Annotated in this window: 15 protein-coding genes; 10 read left to right on the top strand and 5 right to left on the bottom strand. The window is 69.2% G+C overall.

Translation table 11 applies throughout. From position 1 onward, the window contains the following. Positions 1-32: 32 nt before the first annotated feature. Positions 33-2,369 carry a heavy metal translocating P-type ATPase gene (locus AC07Y4_RS31215; protein WP_495275592.1) on the bottom strand — a complete coding sequence of 779 codons (2,337 nt, stop codon included), beginning with the start codon at positions 2,367-2,369 and terminating at the stop codon, positions 33-35. A gap of 70 nt (positions 2,370-2,439) precedes the next feature. On the opposite strand from AC07Y4_RS31215, the gene cadR reads away from it, so the two are divergent. The 3 genes from cadR (at position 2,440) to AC07Y4_RS31200 (ending at position 5,440) form a co-directional block, all read left to right on the top strand. Beyond that, positions 2,440-2,910, top strand: coding sequence for a Cd(II)/Pb(II)-responsive transcriptional regulator (gene cadR, locus AC07Y4_RS31210; protein WP_095746108.1), 471 nt, complete (start codon positions 2,440-2,442; stop codon positions 2,908-2,910). A 284-nt stretch (positions 2,911-3,194) separates the two neighbouring features. Continuing rightward, the gene (locus AC07Y4_RS31205) at positions 3,195-4,442 is read left to right on the top strand and encodes an acyl-CoA dehydrogenase family protein (RefSeq protein ID WP_495275591.1); all 1,248 of its coding nucleotides are present in this window, start codon (positions 3,195-3,197) and stop codon (positions 4,440-4,442) included. Positions 4,443-4,576: 134 nt separating this feature from the next. Continuing rightward, on the top strand, positions 4,577-5,440 hold the full coding sequence (locus AC07Y4_RS31200) for a LuxR C-terminal-related transcriptional regulator (RefSeq protein ID WP_495275590.1): 864 nt from the start codon (positions 4,577-4,579) through the stop codon (positions 5,438-5,440). Positions 5,441-5,501: 61 nt separating this feature from the next. Here the strand turns inward: AC07Y4_RS31200 and AC07Y4_RS31195 are convergent, their stop codons facing one another. After that, the gene (locus AC07Y4_RS31195; protein WP_495275589.1) at positions 5,502-6,005 is read right to left on the bottom strand and encodes a RidA family protein; all 504 of its coding nucleotides are present in this window, start codon (positions 6,003-6,005) and stop codon (positions 5,502-5,504) included. A gap of 13 nt (positions 6,006-6,018) precedes the next feature. After that, complete coding sequence (locus AC07Y4_RS31190; protein WP_495275588.1) at positions 6,019-7,053, bottom strand: quinone oxidoreductase family protein; 1,035 nt, start codon at positions 7,051-7,053, stop codon at positions 6,019-6,021. Between the two features lie 120 nt (positions 7,054-7,173). Here AC07Y4_RS31190 and AC07Y4_RS31185 point away from each other — a divergent pair, with 120 nt between their 5' ends. Then, a complete protein-coding gene (locus tag AC07Y4_RS31185; RefSeq protein ID WP_495275587.1) occupies positions 7,174-7,599 on the top strand; it encodes a winged helix-turn-helix transcriptional regulator in 426 nt (141 codons plus the stop codon). 27 nt (positions 7,600-7,626) lie between these two features. Here the strand turns inward: AC07Y4_RS31185 and cysE are convergent, their stop codons facing one another. Then, positions 7,627-8,526 carry a serine O-acetyltransferase gene (gene cysE, locus AC07Y4_RS31180; RefSeq protein ID WP_495275586.1) on the bottom strand — a complete coding sequence of 300 codons (900 nt, stop codon included), beginning with the start codon at positions 8,524-8,526 and terminating at the stop codon, positions 7,627-7,629. Beyond that, positions 8,486-9,229 carry an RNA methyltransferase gene (locus AC07Y4_RS31175; protein ID WP_495275585.1) on the bottom strand — a complete coding sequence of 248 codons (744 nt, stop codon included), beginning with the start codon at positions 9,227-9,229 and terminating at the stop codon, positions 8,486-8,488. The genes cysE and AC07Y4_RS31175 overlap by 41 nt, the downstream gene beginning before the upstream one ends. Positions 9,230-9,361: 132 nt before the next feature. Here AC07Y4_RS31175 and AC07Y4_RS31170 point away from each other — a divergent pair, with 132 nt between their 5' ends. The 6 genes from AC07Y4_RS31170 to AC07Y4_RS31145 all read left to right on the top strand — a co-directional run bounded on the left by AC07Y4_RS31170 (position 9,362) and on the right by AC07Y4_RS31145 (position 15,949). Further along, entirely contained in the window at positions 9,362-10,417 is a 1,056-nt protein-coding gene (locus AC07Y4_RS31170; protein WP_307693475.1) for an inositol monophosphatase family protein, read from the top strand. Then, positions 10,417-12,657 carry an FUSC family protein gene (locus tag AC07Y4_RS31165; RefSeq protein WP_070063164.1) on the top strand — a complete coding sequence of 747 codons (2,241 nt, stop codon included), beginning with the start codon at positions 10,417-10,419 and terminating at the stop codon, positions 12,655-12,657. The genes AC07Y4_RS31170 and AC07Y4_RS31165 overlap by 1 nt, the downstream gene beginning before the upstream one ends. After that, positions 12,657-13,742, top strand: coding sequence for a mechanosensitive ion channel family protein (locus AC07Y4_RS31160; protein ID WP_159270985.1), 1,086 nt, complete (start codon positions 12,657-12,659; stop codon positions 13,740-13,742). Before AC07Y4_RS31165 ends, AC07Y4_RS31160 begins: the two co-directional genes overlap by 1 nt. A gap of 199 nt (positions 13,743-13,941) precedes the next feature. Then, on the top strand, positions 13,942-15,153 hold the full coding sequence (locus tag AC07Y4_RS31155; protein WP_159270984.1) for a DUF6402 family protein: 1,212 nt from the start codon (positions 13,942-13,944) through the stop codon (positions 15,151-15,153). 56 nt (positions 15,154-15,209) lie between these two features. Beyond that, positions 15,210-15,551, top strand: coding sequence for a hypothetical protein (locus tag AC07Y4_RS31150; RefSeq protein WP_495275584.1), 342 nt, complete (start codon positions 15,210-15,212; stop codon positions 15,549-15,551). 14 nt (positions 15,552-15,565) lie between these two features. After that, positions 15,566-15,949 (top strand): hypothetical protein, encoded by a 384-nt coding sequence (locus AC07Y4_RS31145; RefSeq protein WP_159270982.1) that lies wholly within the window; start codon positions 15,566-15,568, stop codon positions 15,947-15,949. The last annotated feature ends 2 nt before the right edge of the window (positions 15,950-15,951 follow it).

Genomic DNA, 15,951 nt, shown 5'->3' with positions numbered 1-15,951 from the left:
CCCGGGGCCCCTCGCTCGAGCCCCGCCCCCACTCACTCCTTGGGCATGCGCATCAGCCGCAACCCGTTCGCCACCACCAGCAGGCTCGCGCCCATGTCGGCAAACACCGCCATCCACATGGTCGCACTGCCGAACACCGCGAGCACGAAGAACACGCCCTTGATGCCGAGTGCGAGGGTGATGTTCTGCCACAGCACGGCATGCGCGCGGCGCGACAGGCGGATGGTCTCGGGGATGCGGCGCAGGTCGTCGTTCATGATGACCACGTCGGCCGCTTCCATGGCGGTGTCGGTGCCCGCGCCGCCCATGGCGAAGCCGATGTCGGCCCTGGCGAGCGCGGGGGCGTCGTTGATGCCGTCGCCGGTCATCGCGACGGCGCCGTAGCGCTGCTGCAGGGCCTGGATGGCGCCCAGCTTTTCTTCGGGCAGCAGGTTGCCGCGCACGTCGTCGATGCCGGCGTGCGCACCGATGGTCTTCGCGGTGGCAGTGTTGTCGCCGGTGAGCATGACGGGCGTCACGCCCAGCGCGCGCAGCTCGGCCACGGCCGCCTGCGACGAGGGCTTGATGGTGTCGGCCACTGCGAACAGCGCCAGCACCGAGGTGTCCGATGCGAGCAGCGTCACCGTGCGGCCGGCTTCTTCGTGCCGCTTCAGCTCGGCTTCGAGTGCCGGGGAGCACAGGCCACGCTCTTCGATCAAGCGGTGGTTGCCCAGCACGTAGGTCTGGCCGGCGTGCGTGGCCTGCACGCCGCGTCCGGGCAGCGCGGTGAAGTCACCCACCTCTTCGACCGCCCCACCCAGGCCCTGGGCGATGGCCTTCGACACCGGGTGGTCGGAGCGGCCGGCGATGTTGGCCGCCAGCGCGTACACCGCGCCTTCATCGCCACCGGCCTTGTCGATCAGCACCGACTCGACCAGCTTGGGCTTGCCTTCGGTGATGGTGCCGGTCTTGTCGAGCGCCACGGCCTTGAGCTTGCGCGCCTCTTCGAGGTACGTGCCGCCCTTGATGAGAATGCCGCGCCGCGCGGCCGAGGCCAGCGCGCTCACGACCGTCACGGGCGTGGAGATGACCAGCGCGCACGGGCAGGCGATGACCAGCAGCACCAGCGCCTTGTAGACCGCCTGCACCCAGGTCCAGCCCAGCAGCCACGGCGTGAGCACCGCGATGGCCAGTGCCAGCACGAAGACGGTGGGCGTGTAGATGGCGGCGAACCGGTCGACGAAGCGCTGCGTGGGCGCGCGCGAACCCTGCGCCTCTTCGACCGCGTGGATGATGCGCGCGAGCGTGGTGTTGGCCGCCACGGCCGTCACGCGGAACACCAGCGCGCCGGTCTGGTTGATGGTGCCGGCAAACACCGCGTCGCCCGCGGCCTTGTCGACCGGAATGCTCTCGCCCGTGACCGGCGCCTGGTCGATGGCGCTGGTGCCTTCGAGCACCACGCCGTCCAGCGGCACGCGCTCGCCGGGTCGGATGCGCGCGACAGCATTGAGCGCCACCGCATCGGCGCGCACGGTCTGCCAGCTGCCGTCGGGCTGCCGCACCTCGGCCTGTTCGGGCGCCAGCGCGAGCAGGCTCTGGATGGCGTTGCGCGCACGGTCGACGGCGCGGGCCTCGATGAGCTCGGCAATGGCGTACAGCGCCATCACCATCGCGGCCTCGGGCCACTGGCCGATGATGAAGGCGCCCGTGACGGCGACGGCCATCAGCGCATTGATGTTGAGGCGCCCGCGCACCAGCGCGGCAAAGCCCTTCTTGTAGGTGTCCAGGCCGGCCAGCGCGATGGCCGCGAGCGCGAGCCCCATCTCGGCGGCCATGAAGCCCACGCCGTCGAGCGCAAGGAACGACACGGTCTCGGCCGCGATGGCCAGCACCAGCGCGGCCACGAGGCGCGCCAGGCCGGTCGACATGCCGGCGAAGCGCGCGGGCTCGGCCTTCTGCCCCGCCGACGATGCCACCGGCTCGGGCTTGAAGCCGGCCTGGCGGATGGCGTCGAGCGCGGCGGGCAGCGCGCCGTCTTCGGTCGTGAGGGCCAGCGTGCGTTCGCTCAGGCGAAAGCGCAGGGCCTTCACGCCCGCAACGGGCTCGAGGGCGCGGCGGATCTCGGACTCTTCCACCGCGCAGTCCATGGTGGGAATGCGAAACAGCACGGCGCCCTTCGGCAGATCGGCCGGCTCGGCCGATGCCGGGGCACTGCCGCACACCGCGCTGCCGCAGCAGGCCGTTGCCGGCGCGGCGGGGGCGTGATCGTGCGCATGGTCGTGCGCGTGGTCATGTCCGTGGCTGTGCCCGTGGTCATGGGCGTGGTCATGGGCGTGGTCATGCGGCGCAGCGCGTGGCACCGGCTGATTCAGGGTGGTCTGATTTGTCATGCATTCATTGGAAACCCTGAAGCAGGTGTAGAGTCAACCGTTGATTGCCACTTCCTTGAGATGCCGCATCATGAAAATCGGTGAACTGGCCAAGGCCACGAACACGCCGGTCGAAACCATCCGGTACTACGAGCGCGAACAGCTGCTGCCCGCGCCCGCGCGCACCGACGGCAACTACCGCATCTACGACGACGAGCATGCCCAGCGCCTGGGCTTCATCCGCCGCTGCCGCTCGCTGGACATGACGCTCGACGAGATCCGCAGCCTGCTGAAATTCCGCGATGCGCCACAGGACGACTGCGGCGAGGTGAACCAGCTGCTGGACGACCACATCGGCCACGTGGCCTCGCGCATCGCCGAGCTGAAGACGCTCGAAAAGCAGCTGAAGGCCTTGCGCCTGCAGTGCGGCGGCCCCGAATCGGCCAGCGCCTGCGGCATCCTGCAGGAGCTGGACACCGCCGCGCTCGCACCCGAGACCTTCGGCCAGCACGCGGGGCACGTGCACGGCACGCTGCACGGCGCCTCCGCCAAGCGCTCCTGACATCGGGCCCAGCGCCACGCTGGGCGATGCGGGGGTCGTGCTTCGACCGCCGTCGAGCGAACTTCAATGGTGCGTGTCGAGGCTGTGTGGCCGGGCTCCGCGCCGATGCGCATGCGTGCCGCACGGCCTCTTTTTCTCCCTTGGGCAGGGCCTGACGCGCCCACCGGCATCGCGAATGTTCGCGAAGGCGGTGCGGCCGACCCCGGCAGACAATTCCGCCGACCCGGCGCATCCGCCCTGCGACCTTGGGGCCGCGAGCCGGACAGACCTACAACGGAGACACCATGCCGATCGACTTCACCCTCACCCCCGCGCAGCGCGAGTTGCAACTGTCGGCTCGCCGTTTCGCGCGCAGCGTACTGACCGAGGTCGCTCCGGCCACGCGCCACCTGCCCACGCCGCTGGCGCGCTTCGTCGCCACGCGTCCGTTCTACGCACAGCTGGTGAAGGCCGGGTTCCTGCGGCGCATCATCCCGATGCCTTTCGGCGGCGAAGGCACGGGCATGCTGGACATGGCCGTGGTGGCCGAGGAGTTCTATCGCGTCGACCCCAACGTGTCGCTCACGATGTTCGCCACGCTGCTGGGCCTGCTGCCCGTGACGATCGGGGGCTCGCCCGAGCAGCAGAAGGCGTTTCTCGGGCCGTTCCTGGAAGGCTCCGGTGCGCCCTTGGCCGCCCTGTGCAATAGCGAGCCTGGCGGCAGCGCCAACTTCGATGCCGCAGCCCCTGGCGAAGGCACGCGCACGCGCGCCCGGCTCGAGGGCGGGCAATGGGTCATCGACGGCACCAAGCAGTGGATTTCGAGCGCGACCGGATGGGACGAGCAAGGCGCCGACCTGCTGTGCGTGGTGTGCCGCACCGACCCCGACGCGTCGCCCGACAGCGGGCTGTCGGTGCTGGTCGTGCCGCGGCCCGAGGGCGGCATCGTGGTGGAGCGTTATCACGATTCGATGGGCCACCGCGCGCACCTCACGCCCCGCTTTCGCCTCGAGGGCGTGCGCACCGCGCAGGCCAACGTGCTGGGACCGGTGGGCAGCGGCAAGGGCCTGGTGGCCGCCAGCTTCTCGGCGACGGCGGCGCTGGTCGGCGTGTTCGGCACGGCCCTGATGCAGGGGGCCTTCGATTTCTCCCTGCACTTCGCCAAGACCCAATGCCGCGGCGGCGCCCTTCCGATCATCGAGCACCAGGCCGTGGGGTATGCGCTGGCCGATGCCAAGACCGCCATCGAAGCCTCGCGCTACCTCAACTGGCGCGCGTGCCACGCGCTGGACACGCAATCGCCCGCGGCACTGGAGCTGGCGCTGCAGGCCAAGATCTACGGCTCCGAAACCGCGGTGCGCGTGATCACCGACCTGATGCGCGTGGTGGGCATCGACAGCTACGACCACGACCTGCCGCTGGCCGGCATGCTCCAGGACGCGTTGGTGCTCCCGCTGTTCGACGGCGGCAACATGGGCGTGCGCCGGCGCCAGCTGCACGAGCTGCTGCGCTCGCCGGACTACGACCCGCTGACGGCCAGCGGTGCGGCGTGACGACCGCAGGGCCGCCGCTCGCCTGACCGGCGCCAGCGTCGCGGGTCCACACCAGCGTGCCATCGGAAGCAGACCCCTTCCGCCCGGGGACGCCGGGCCGTAGCATTCGACTTCCGCACTGCAGCCCGGCATCCATGCTCGAAGACCACGACATCCTTGTGCTTCAACGCCAGCTCCGGCGGCGCTTGTTCGAAGGCGAGCGCGCGATCACCTGGCGACCGGGCCGCGAGCTGGCCGCGCAGCTGCTGCTGTACCTGGACGACCCGCAGGCCTGCTGGCGCATCTCGGTGCAATGGCTGCGCGACACGCTCGACGCCGACCGCGTCGACGCCGGCTTCGGCGGCTATGTCGACGCCAGCGGCCGCCTGCATGACTACGTGGTCGCGGCCGAGGTGCAGCGCCCGTCGCAACCACTGCCTGCGGTGATCGGCCTGCGCTTCAGCGCCGCCAACCCGGGCATCCGCGCCGTCTGGAGCGGCAGCGGCATCGCCCCCATCATCGACGTGTCGCAGGAGCGCAGCTTCACGCAGGAGTTGCGCGCCACGCTGATGCAGGCCGGCACGGCCTCGAAGCTGGCGGTTCCCGTGCACGACGAAGACCGGCCGGTGGGCATGATCTGCGCCGACTGGCACCACAGGGCCCCGCGCTGGAAGCACGCCGTGTGCGACGAGTTGCCGGGCCTGGCCCGCACCGCGCTGGGCCCGCTGCTGAGCGCCGCCCACCGGTTCGCGCAGGCGCAGAGCGAACGGGCGGGCGCCACGGACAGTCCGGCGAACCTCGCGGCGCTGACGCCGGCAGAGCTGAAGGTGGCGAAGCTGGCGGCCGGCGGCCTGAGCTACAAGGAAATCGCGCGCCAGCTGGACCGTTCGCTCTCCACGATCGACCACCAGCTGCGCAGCATCCGCGAGAAGCTCGGCACGCGCTCGACGGCGCGCCTGGTGCACATGCTCAGCGAACTGAACACGTCGGCGACGGGCCGCTCAACACCGCTTCAATGAGTGAGGCGCGGGGGAATGAGCACGGCTGAACGCCGGGGCGGCGTCAGCGGTGTCGGCACCCTCAGCGACGTGAGGGTTCCACTTCAAGGATCAAGGTCACGGCCACCGGCAGGTTGCCCGGCAGGTTGCGCACCCCGCACACCGACCGCGCATGGCCTGCGCGCGTGTCGAACAGGCTCGCCAGCAACTCGGAGGCGGCGTCGAGCACCTGCGGGTGCTGGGTGAACGACTGCACGCAGGCGACATGGCCTTCGAGCCGCACGACCTGCCGCACCCGTTGAAAACTGCCCAGGTTCAGGCGCACCTGGGCCAGCGCATTGAGCACCGCCAGCCGGGCCGCCTGACGGCCTTCTTCCAGCGTCAGCTCGGCGCCGAGCAGCCCACGCGGCAACGGATGCCCCGCCACCACCGGCCCCTGCATGGAGACATGCAGCAGGCCCGCCGCCTCGATCACTGCGCGGTAGGCCCCGAGCGGCGGCGGCGGTTCGGGCAGTGCGAGTCCCAGGGCCTCAAGGCGTTGAAGCACCGCGTCGCCCTGCGTGGCGAGCGAAGGGTCCGTGGCCATGGCGCGCCCTGCTTCAGCTCGCCCAGGGCTGCAGCACGATGCTGCCCCGCGCCTCGTTGGCGGCGATGCGCCGGTGTGCCTCGGCGGCCTGCGAGAGCGGCAGCACGCTGTCGATCTGCGCGCGGACCCGGCCCTGCCGTATTGCCTCGAGCCAGGCGGCGAAGTCCTCGATGTCGCCCACCAGCGTGCCGCGCAGCTGCTGCTGCGCGAAGAAGAAACGCCGGATGTCGAAGCGCACGTCGGTGCCCGCCATGAACCCCATCGCCACCACGATGCCCATGGGCTTCACGGCCTCGAGGGTTCGGGACAGCACATCGCCGCCGAGGTTGTCGATCGCGACATCGACACCCTGCCCGCCGCTCCAGGCGCGCACGGGCTCGACGAAGTCCTGCGTGCCGGTGTCGATCGCCAGCTCGGCGCCCATGCGCACGGCCAGCTCGGCGGAGGCCGCGTTCTGCACCGTGGTGACGACGCGCGCCCCCAGCGCGCGGGCCACCTGGATGCTCATCATGCCGGTGCTCGACGCGCCGGCATGCACCAGCACCCGGTCGCCGGCCTTGACCTCGCCGACGACCTGCACCGCGCGGATCGCGATCAGCAAGGAGACCGGCAGTGCGGCCATCTGCTCGGCCGGCAGGCCGGTGGTGTCGCGCAGCAGCCAGTGCTCGGGCACCACGATGTACTGGGCGTAGGTGCCCGGCATGTGGATGCCGGGAATCGCATAGCTGGCCGCCGCCGTGACCGGGCGGGTGTCCCACTGCGCGGGGTCGCTCGGGTAGCCGGGCATGGCGATCACGCGCTCGCCCACCGCGAAGCGCGAAGCGCCAGCGCCCAGCGCGGCGACCTCGCCCACCGCATCCGAACCCAGGATGTGCGGGAACGGGAGGACCGGGGCGATCTGCCCCAGGCGCACATAGTGATCCAGTCGGTTGACGCCGACGGCCAGCACCTTGACCAGGACTTCGCCCGGGCCCGGCACCGGCGTGGCGACCTCTTCGAGTTGGATCTGATCGGGGTCGCCGAAGGATCGGATGACGGCTGCTTTCATGAAAATCGGCTCCTGTCGTGTGGCGGGCACCATGCCTCGCAACGAAACAGGAATGGTAGATTTCACGTCACCAACCCGGAAGTAGTGACTTAAAAGTGCGATAGGGATAAAAAAGTGCCCATGAAGAACCGGATGAACCGCGCGGGCCGTGCCCCGCGCGTTGCGGCGCCGCCCGGCGACACGCCGTTCGTTCTGCGCGAGGACTGTGCGCAGCGGCGCATCCACTACGTCCTGAACGGCAAGTGGACGTCCATGGTGCTGTATGCCCTCAGCCACGGCGCGATGCGCACCGGGCAGTTGGAGCGCGCCCTGCCGGGTATCTCCAAGAAGATGCTGACCCTGACCCTGCGCGAGGTGGAGGCAGGCGGCCTGGTCCACCGCGAGGTGTTCCAGGTCGTTCCGCCACGCGTGGAGTACGCATTGACGCCACTGGGCAACGTCTTCGTCGAGCCCTTGCGCGCGCTCTATGGCTGGGCGCTGGACCACGGCGACGCGCTCGACCAGCTGGAAGACAACTTGCGGCGAGACAGGGCCGCGCCCGCCTGAACGGCGACAGCGCCCTCTGCCCCTCTTCTACTTGCCGATCAGCTGCGTCAGCTTGTCGGCCTCGAACGACTCGCCGCGCGCCGCATCGCCCGGCACGCAGTCCTTGGTGCCCGGCTGCGCCGACAGCTTCTCGATGGCCTGCCACAGGAGCGCGATCTGGTGCTCCTGGCTCGAGGCGTTGTCGATCAGGCCGCGCATGGCCTGGCTCAGCGGGTCGTCGTCCTGCGTGATGCCGTAGGCCGAGAACTTCTGCGGCGCGGCCACGTCGGCGCTCTCGCCTTCTTTCGACGGGATGATGCGCGCCGGAATGCCCACCGCGGTCGCACCGGCCGGCACCGGCTTGATGACCACCGCGTTGGAGCCGATCTTGGCGCCGTCGCCCACGACGAAGCCGCCCAGCACCTTGGCACCGGCGCTCACCACCACGTTCTTGCCCAGCGTCGGGTGGCGCTTGGTGCCCTTGTAGAGCGAGGTGCCGCCCAGCGTCACGCCCTGGTAGATGGTGCAGCCGTCGCCGATCTCGGCGGTTTCGCCCACCACCACGCCCATGGCGTGGTCGAAGAACACGCGCTCGCCGATCTTGGCGGCCGGGTGGATCTCGATGCCCGTGAACGCGCGCGCGCAGTGCGCGATGAAGCGGGCCGGCCACTTGAAACCGTGGGTCCAACAGGCGTGCGCCCAGCGGTGCAGCACCACGGCATGGAAGCCGGGGTAGACCGTGATCACTTCCCAGGCGCTGCGGGCGGCCGGGTCGCGTTCGAGGATGCACCGGATGTCGGCGCGCAGTCGAGAGAACATCGCTGCCTTTGTTGTCGTTATATCGATAGGGGCCGGGCAGTCTAAAGCCGGGCGTCTTCGCTTACGCGCGATGGGGTTTTGTGACGGTTCAGCTGCCGCGCGGCGGCCGGGTCGCGTCGCGGCTTGCATCACTCATGGCCTTGGCGATGCCGCGCAGGATATGGATTTCTTCCGGCGTGGGCTGCGCGCGGTTGAACAGCTGCTGCAGCCGCGGCATGAGCTTCTTGGGCGCCGCCGGGTCGAGAAAGCCGATGTCCACCAGCGAGCGTTCCCAGTGGTCGAGCATGCCGGCCACGGCCTGCGCGTCGGCCGCCTGCACCGGGGCGATGGCCTCGCGCACGCCGTAGCCGCCCAGCGCCAGGCGCCATTCGTAGGCCACCACCTGGATGGCCGCGCCCAGGTTCAGCGAGCCGAACTTCGGGTCGGTCGGGATGCTCAGGGCCACGTTGCAGCGGTAGACGTCCTCGTTGCGCATGCCGAAGCGCTCGGAGCCGAACAGGAAGGCCACATGCTGGTCGCCCTGCGTAGCCAGCGGCTCCAGGTGCTCGCGCGGCGTGCGCGTGGGCGGGCCGAAGTCGCGCGGGATCATGGCCGTGGCGCACAGGTGGGTCACGCCGTCGAGGGCTTCGTCCAGCGTTTCGACGATGCGGGCGTTGTTCAGCACGTCCAGGGCGCCGCTGGCGCGCTGGATGGTTTCCTCGCGCCGCAGCACGTTGGCCCAGCGCGGCGCGACCAGCACCAGGTCGTCGAAACCCATGGTCTTCATGGCGCGGGCGGCGGCGCCCACATTGCCGGCGTGGCTGGTCTGGATGAGGATGAAACGGGTGCGCATGACGGGTGGGGAAGACACAAACGGGCTGAGCCGGTAAAATGCCCGATTCTCGCCGCCCGCATCGCCGGACCGCAGGGTCGCCCAGATTGCATTCTTGGGGACCTCTCCCACCCGTTCTTCTCACAATCCAGAATGTCGTCCCCCAACCTGCATCCCATGCTCAATGTGGCCGTCAAGGCCGCACGCGCCGCCGGCGCCATCATCAATCGCGCCGCCCTCGACGTCGAGGCCGTGCGCATCTCCCAGAAGCAGGTCAACGACTTCGTCACCGAAGTCGATCACGCCAGCGAGAAGGTCATCATCGAGACCTTGCTGGGCGCATACCCGGGGCACGGCATCCTGGCCGAAGAATCGGGCACCGAATACGGCGCCAAAGACTCCGAATTCGTCTGGATCATCGATCCGCTCGACGGCACCACCAACTTCATCCACGGCTTCCCGGTCTACTGCGTGTCGATCGCGCTGTCGGTGCGCGGCAAGATCGAGCAGGCGGTCGTTTTCGATCCGTCGCGCAACGACCTGTTCACGGCCACCAAGGGCCGCGGCGCCTACATGAACGAGCGCCGCATCCGCGTGTCCAAGCGCGTGAAGCTCAGCGAGTGCCTCATTTCCACCGGCTTCCCGTTCCGCACCGGCGACAACTTCAAGCAGTACCTGGCCATCATGGCGGACATGATGCCCCGCATGGCCGGCCTGCGCCGCCCCGGCGCCGCCGCGCTCGACCTGGCCTACGTGGCCGCCGGCTTCACCGACGGCTTCTTCGAGACCGGCCTGAACCCCTGGGACGTGGCCGCCGGCTCGCTGCTGGTGACCGAGGCCGGCGGCCTCATCGGCAACTTCACGGGCGAGCCCGAGTTCCTCGACCAGCGCGAATGCCTGGCCGGCGCCCCGCGCGTGTACGGCCAGCTGGTGCCGCTGCTCGCCAAGTACTCCAAGTTCGCCAACGTGGACGACAAGCTGCGCGCCAGCGACCGCGTGCGCGCCGTGTCGGCCTCGACCAAGTCGAGCCCCGCCGACGCCTCGGTCGACCTGTACGCCCGCAGCACCGTGACCGAAGCCACGGCCGCCCCGCTCGACGGCAGCGCCGAAGCCCCGGCCGCCGCAGCCCCCGCCGCGCCGGCCGCCCCGCGCAAGCTCACCCGCATCAAGCGCGAGGCGCCCGCCGAGGGCGACGCCTCCGCCAAGTGATGACGGGGCCGGGCGCCGCCTCGCGGGTTCGCGCGGCGTTGCGCATTGCGCTGAGCCACTACGTCGCGAGCGGGCTCACCGTCGCGCTCGGCCTGCTCGTGATCTCGGGCGGGGTGCACCTGTGGCTGGGCACCCTGGCCGCTTCGGCCGCCGCCACCGGCGTGATCGTCACGGCGCCGCCCGACCTGCCCGGCCCGCGCCGCGGCAAGTTTTTGCAGATGCTGCCGGCGCCGCTCATCGGCCTGCCGCTGTTCTTCGCGGTGCAGATGCTGCACGGCGCACCGATCCGCCTCGGGCTGCTGCTGGTGCCCGCCACCTTCATGGCCTTCGTGGCCATGGCCTGGGGCAAGCGCGGCATTCCCATCGCCATCGCAGTGATGTTCTCGATGGTCTTCTCCATGGCCACGCCCGCGCCCGCCGGGCTGTCGGACGCCATCGCGCGCACCACCGAATTCGGCCTGGGCGCCGGCCTGTACGTGGTGTGGGCCACGCTGGCCAACCTGCTGCTCAACGGGCGCTTTCGCACGCAGTCGATCGCCGACGTGCTGTTTTCGCTGGCCGCGCTCATGCGCACCGAGGCCAGCCAGTTCACGCCGCAGGACGAGACCCGCGACATCCGCGACACCCCCGCCTCGCTGCTGGGCCAGCTGCTGCGCGAGCAGGCCGCGCTGGCCGACCAGCTGCAGGCCACGCGCGACATCGTGCTCGAGTCGCCGCGCACGCCGCGCCGCCAGCGACTGGCCGGCATGCTCGTCATCGTGCTCGAGATGCGCGACCAGCTGCTCGCCAGCGAACTCGACCTCGATGCCCTGCGCGCCCATCCGTCGCACGCGCAGGCGCTGGTCGAGATGCGCCGCATCCTCGAAGAGCTGGCCGACGAAACGACCGGCCTGGCCGATGCGCTGCTCATGCGCCGCCACCCCGCCGCCGTGGCGGACCGTCGCCCGCGCCTGGCCGCGATCCACGTGACGGCGGACGACGAAGACACGCACGGTCAGATGGGCCCGTCGGCCGCGATGCTCGCGCGCGGGCTGGCCAGCCGCATCGGCCACATCAACGACGAGGTGCTGCGCCTGGCGGCCATGGCGCGCGGCGACGCCGAGCCCAACCTGGCCGTGGTGCGCGCCAACTGGCAGCTCTTCGTGAGCCCGACCGACTGGTCGCTGCGCCCCTTCCTCGCGCTGTGGCGCTGGGACGCGCCGCCGCTGCGCCACGCCATTCGCGCGGCGCTGGCGATCGCGGCCGGCTACGGCATCGCGGTGTCGATGCCCTGGGGGTCGCACGACTACTGGATCCTGCTGACCATCGTGGTCGTGCTGCGCGGCAGCCTCTCGCAGACGCTGGAGCGGCGCAACAGCCGCGTTGCCGGCACGCTGCTGGGCTGCGTGCTCGCAGTGGGCCTGCTGTCGGCGCACCCCTCGCCACTGATGCTGCTCGTGACCGTGACCATCGCGCAGGCCATTGCCCACAGCTTCGCGGTGCGGCGCTACCTCGTCACCGCCGTGGCCGCGACCGTGCTGGGCCTGCTGCAGGCCCACATGCTGAACACCGGCACCGCGCCCATCTTTGCACTGTTCGAGCGCATCGCCGACACGCTCATCGGCGCCGCGCTGGCCTGGGGCTTCTGCTACGTGCTGCCCTCGTGGGAGCGCACGCAGATCCCGGCGCTGGTGGCGCGCGTGCTCACCGCGCAGGCGCGCCATGCGCGGCTCGCGCTCGGCCTGGGCCAGCTGCAGGCCATCCAGAGCAGCCCCGAGCTCGAATGGCGGCTCGCGCGCCGCGAGGCCTACGACAGCCTCTCGGCGCTGGTGCAGGCCACGCAGCGTTCGCTCTCCGAACCGCGCGCCGTGCAGCCGCCGCTGGAGCCGCTGGAGCATCTGCAGGCCCACAGCTACCAGCTGCTCGCGCAGCTCAGCGCCGTGAAGTCGATGCTCGTGCTGCGGCGCGACCGCCTCACGCCGGGCGACATCGAAGGCCCGCTTGTGCGCACCGCGCAACGCATCGAGGCCGCCCTGGGAACCATTCCGATCGCAGGGCCCTCTCACCCCGAGAGCACGGGGGCCACCACCGTCGGCGGCCCCATTCCACTGCCTGACCCGTTCGACAACGACATCAGCCCCTGGCTGGTGCGCCGGCTCGACCTGGCCACGGCGCTCGCCACGCAGCTGCGCGACGACGCAGCGCGCATTCTTCAACCACTGAACGACACCACCCCAGAAGCAAAGACCACCCCCGCCTGATGACCCAAGAGCTCCTCGCACACCCCTGGTTCGGCACCTGGATTGCCGCCCTGATCGCCGCGCCCCTCGCCCTTCTCGCCCACCGCATCGGGGGCATGGTCCTCAGGCGGATCACCCGCCCGGCGCCCGCCGTGCATGCGATGGTGCTCAACTGCACCGCCCCCGCGCGGCTGGTGCTGCCGCTGGCGGCGCTCATGATGGTGTGGCAGGCGGCGCCGGACGATCTGCGCTTCATCGGCAGCGTGCGGCATCTCACGGGGCTGCTGCTCATCGCGGCCAGCACCTGGTTCGTGCTCAAGGCCATCAGCGGCTTTGCCGACGGCGTGCTCGCGCAGCACCCTTCGGACATCTCCGACAACCTGCAGGCACGCCGCGTGCTCACGCAGACCCGCGTGCTCGCACGCACCGCCATGTCGGTCGTCGTCGTGGCCGGCGGCGCCATGATGCTCATGACCTTCCCCGGCGCGCGCCAGGTCGGCGCCAGCCTGCTGGCCTCGGCCGGCGTGATCGGCATCGTGGCGGGCCTGGCGGCCAAACCCGTCTTCAGCAACCTCATCGCCGGCCTGCAGATCGCGCTGTCGCAGCCGATCCGCATCGACGACGTGCTCGTGGTGGAAGGCGAATGGGGCCGCGTCGAGGAGATCACCGGCACCTTCGTGGTCGTGCGCATCTGGGACGACCGGCGCCTCATCTTGCCGCTCACCTACTTCATCGAGAAGCCGTTCCAGAACTGGACCCGCCACTCGGCCGAGCTGCTCGGCTCGGTCTTCTTCTACCTGGACTACGGCACGCCGCTGGCGCCGCTGCGCGCCGAGGTCGAGCGCCTCGTGAAGGCCGCGCCCGAGTGGGACGGCCGCTTCTTCAACCTGCGCGTGACCGACGCCACCGAACGCACCATGCAAGTCCGCGTGCTCTGCACCGCAGCGACCTCAGGCCTGGCCTTCGACCTGCGCTGCTACGTGCGCGAAGGCGTCATCGACTTCATGCAGCGCGAGTACCCGCAGTTCCTGCCGAAGATGCGCTTCGAGGGCAACGATCCGGCGATGGGGCAGCCGACGGTGATGCACGGCGCGGCGGCGGGCTGAGAGGCCAAGCGGCCGGGAATACGTCGCCGAGAGTGAGCGACGGCAGCGCCGCACCGCATACCGAAAGTCGATCGGATTCCACGAAAACGACTTTTCTCCGCGAGCCGAAAAGCGCCGAAAGAGGCGCCATGCATTGACCATCCCAGTCTGCCGAAACGACGCACATCGGCGCTCGAAGGCAGCAGGGAGGATCCAGACAATGCCATCGCTAGCAGGCGAGAAGATCGACTTTCGCAAGTCGAACAATTTCATGCGCTCCTGGTCGCCGCAGACCGGCGAGATCTGTCGCGAGGACATCGCGCTTTCCACGAGCCGGGCACCCCCACCCGTGCGGGGCCGGCCTGCGGCAGCCCCCGCCGCGCGGAAATCGGTGGAGGTGCCTGCACGGAGGACCGCCAAGCAAGACCCTTACGTCAACACGGTGCGCGGAGCGATCCACGCCGCCGAGGCAGTGTCGAATGCCGTGGGCAGCGTGCGGCACTGGCTGAACTCACCGCCCGCGCCCCCGCCTCCTCCGAAAGAAAAACCGAAGCCTGTCCAGACCGTCCCGCCGTTCGACATCCAGGACATCCCCGGCGCGATGCGCAAGATCGGCGCGCCGGTCGGAGCGGACTTGATGGACAAGTGGTTTGCGGGGGCGTTGAACTATCCGCCCACGCCGGCTGACGAACAAAACGGCATCAACCAGAACGGCGTGCCCTATCCGCCGGGCATGTTCGACACCACCTCGGTCAAGATCGACTGGGTGCTGAAATTTGCCAGAGCCCGAAAGGGACTGGCCCACCTGATGTCCCAACTTGAGACCCCGAGGGCGCGGGATGCGATGGCGAAGAAGCTGCGGCCTTACCGCAATCGGCTGGACATTCGGCCTTGGCTGGAATGCAAGAGCGACATCGTGAGGTTTCACAAGGATTTCCAGTTTCAACAGTCGCCTGTCGAGGGCACTCTCAGTCAGAAGTTGACGCAGTTCATCACGCAGTCCCTTTTCAACGAGGGCCTTCCGGATGACCTGACATGCGCCTTGGGCTCCTTCAACCTCTACGCGGCGGTCTCACAGGCCTGGTTCGATCACAAGAACAAGTCGGCCGTCGTGACCCACATCTCCGTCTACGTGAAGGACAACTTCACATTCACGGACGAGGCGGGCCATGCTTCGCAGTACCTTGGCCACTGGAGCCGCAGCCATGTGGCGATCGTCCCGGCCCATCAGACTGCGGCGATGGTGAACATCGGGTGGCTCGACTATCCAGTGGCGCAAGGCGACGTGCATGCCAAGGACGCCGTGCTGTACCCGGTCAAGAACTCGGACTTTCGCGCGTGGCAACGCAAACACAACCAAGGCGGCGACTTCATCATCTATACCGACATGGCCACGCTAAAACTCGACACGCCGATCACGGTGGCTTTGTGATGCCCGACTTCCACTCCATGTGCCGACGAGGCTCCCGCATCCTTCGATGGACGCTCTTGATCGTCATCCTTCTCCTCGGCATCAAGTACTGTTTCGAGGCAAGGGCCCGTGTCCGCGCCGACGACAATCCCGACGGGTGGTGGAGCAGTGTTTCAGATGTCCAAGATGGGGCCTACACGGCCAGGCGCGCCTTCGTCAGCAACGACACGATTCTTCTGCGGCTCTATCGCACAGGCGATCCGACGTTGCTCGCTGAACGCAGCTACCAGAAGCATGGTGTCGAGATCCTTTGGACGGAACACGAGTTGATCTACGACACCGCAGACGACTCCTACCTGGGCGACGGCATCCAACTCCCGCCCACCCGCCTCGACCGCTTTTTGGCAAGACTGCCTTGAGAGGCGCTCGCGTCATGCTTCGCCGAAGCGCCCACCTCCTTCGATGGACGCTTTGCATCGCCCTCCTTCTCTTTGGCATCAAGTACTGCTTCGAGGTGAAGGCCCGCGTCCGTGCCGACAACCATCCCGACAGGTGGTGGAGCGAGGTGTCGCCCATTCAGGGCGGGGCTTACACGGCCAGGCTCGCCTTCGTCAGCCGTGACACGATCCTGCTGAGGCTCTATCGCACGGGTAGTCCCACGCTGCTCGCGGAGCGCACCTACAGGGAGCACGGCGTCGCGCTCAGTTGGACGGACGACGGGTGGTTGATCTACGACACCTCCGACACGTCCTACGACGAAGGCTCCATTCAGCTCCCGCCCACCCGCCTCGACAACTTGCGGGCCAAGCTGCCCTAAGA

It is taken from the genome of Variovorax sp. GW460-12-1-14-LB1, assembly GCF_059423605.1.
Note: the sequence above shows the minus strand (reverse complement) of the source record. Positions and strands in the feature narration are given on the sequence as shown.

What these genes read in the sequence shown, in the direction of transcription:
- AC07Y4_RS31215 (WP_495275592.1), bottom strand. Translation starts at nt 2,369, where the DNA reads ATGACAAATCAGACCACCCTGAATCAGCCGGTGCCACGCGCTGCGCCG.
- cadR (WP_095746108.1), top strand. Translation starts at nt 2,440, where the DNA reads ATGAAAATCGGTGAACTGGCCAAGGCCACGAACACGCCGGTCGAAACC.
- AC07Y4_RS31205 (WP_495275591.1), top strand. Translation starts at nt 3,195, where the DNA reads ATGCCGATCGACTTCACCCTCACCCCCGCGCAGCGCGAGTTGCAACTG.
- AC07Y4_RS31200 (WP_495275590.1), top strand. Translation starts at nt 4,577, where the DNA reads ATGCTCGAAGACCACGACATCCTTGTGCTTCAACGCCAGCTCCGGCGG.
- AC07Y4_RS31195 (WP_495275589.1), bottom strand. Translation starts at nt 6,005, where the DNA reads ATGGCCACGGACCCTTCGCTCGCCACGCAGGGCGACGCGGTGCTTCAA.
- AC07Y4_RS31190 (WP_495275588.1), bottom strand. Translation starts at nt 7,053, where the DNA reads ATGAAAGCAGCCGTCATCCGATCCTTCGGCGACCCCGATCAGATCCAA.
- AC07Y4_RS31185 (WP_495275587.1), top strand. Translation starts at nt 7,174, where the DNA reads ATGAAGAACCGGATGAACCGCGCGGGCCGTGCCCCGCGCGTTGCGGCG.
- cysE (WP_495275586.1), bottom strand. Translation starts at nt 8,526, where the DNA reads ATGCAAGCCGCGACGCGACCCGGCCGCCGCGCGGCAGCTGAACCGTCA.
- AC07Y4_RS31175 (WP_495275585.1), bottom strand. Translation starts at nt 9,229, where the DNA reads ATGCGCACCCGTTTCATCCTCATCCAGACCAGCCACGCCGGCAATGTG.
- AC07Y4_RS31170 (WP_307693475.1), top strand. Translation starts at nt 9,362, where the DNA reads ATGTCGTCCCCCAACCTGCATCCCATGCTCAATGTGGCCGTCAAGGCC.
- AC07Y4_RS31165 (WP_070063164.1), top strand. Translation starts at nt 10,417, where the DNA reads ATGACGGGGCCGGGCGCCGCCTCGCGGGTTCGCGCGGCGTTGCGCATT.
- AC07Y4_RS31160 (WP_159270985.1), top strand. Translation starts at nt 12,657, where the DNA reads ATGACCCAAGAGCTCCTCGCACACCCCTGGTTCGGCACCTGGATTGCC.
- AC07Y4_RS31155 (WP_159270984.1), top strand. Translation starts at nt 13,942, where the DNA reads ATGCCATCGCTAGCAGGCGAGAAGATCGACTTTCGCAAGTCGAACAAT.
- AC07Y4_RS31145 (WP_159270982.1), top strand. Translation starts at nt 15,566, where the DNA reads ATGCTTCGCCGAAGCGCCCACCTCCTTCGATGGACGCTTTGCATCGCC.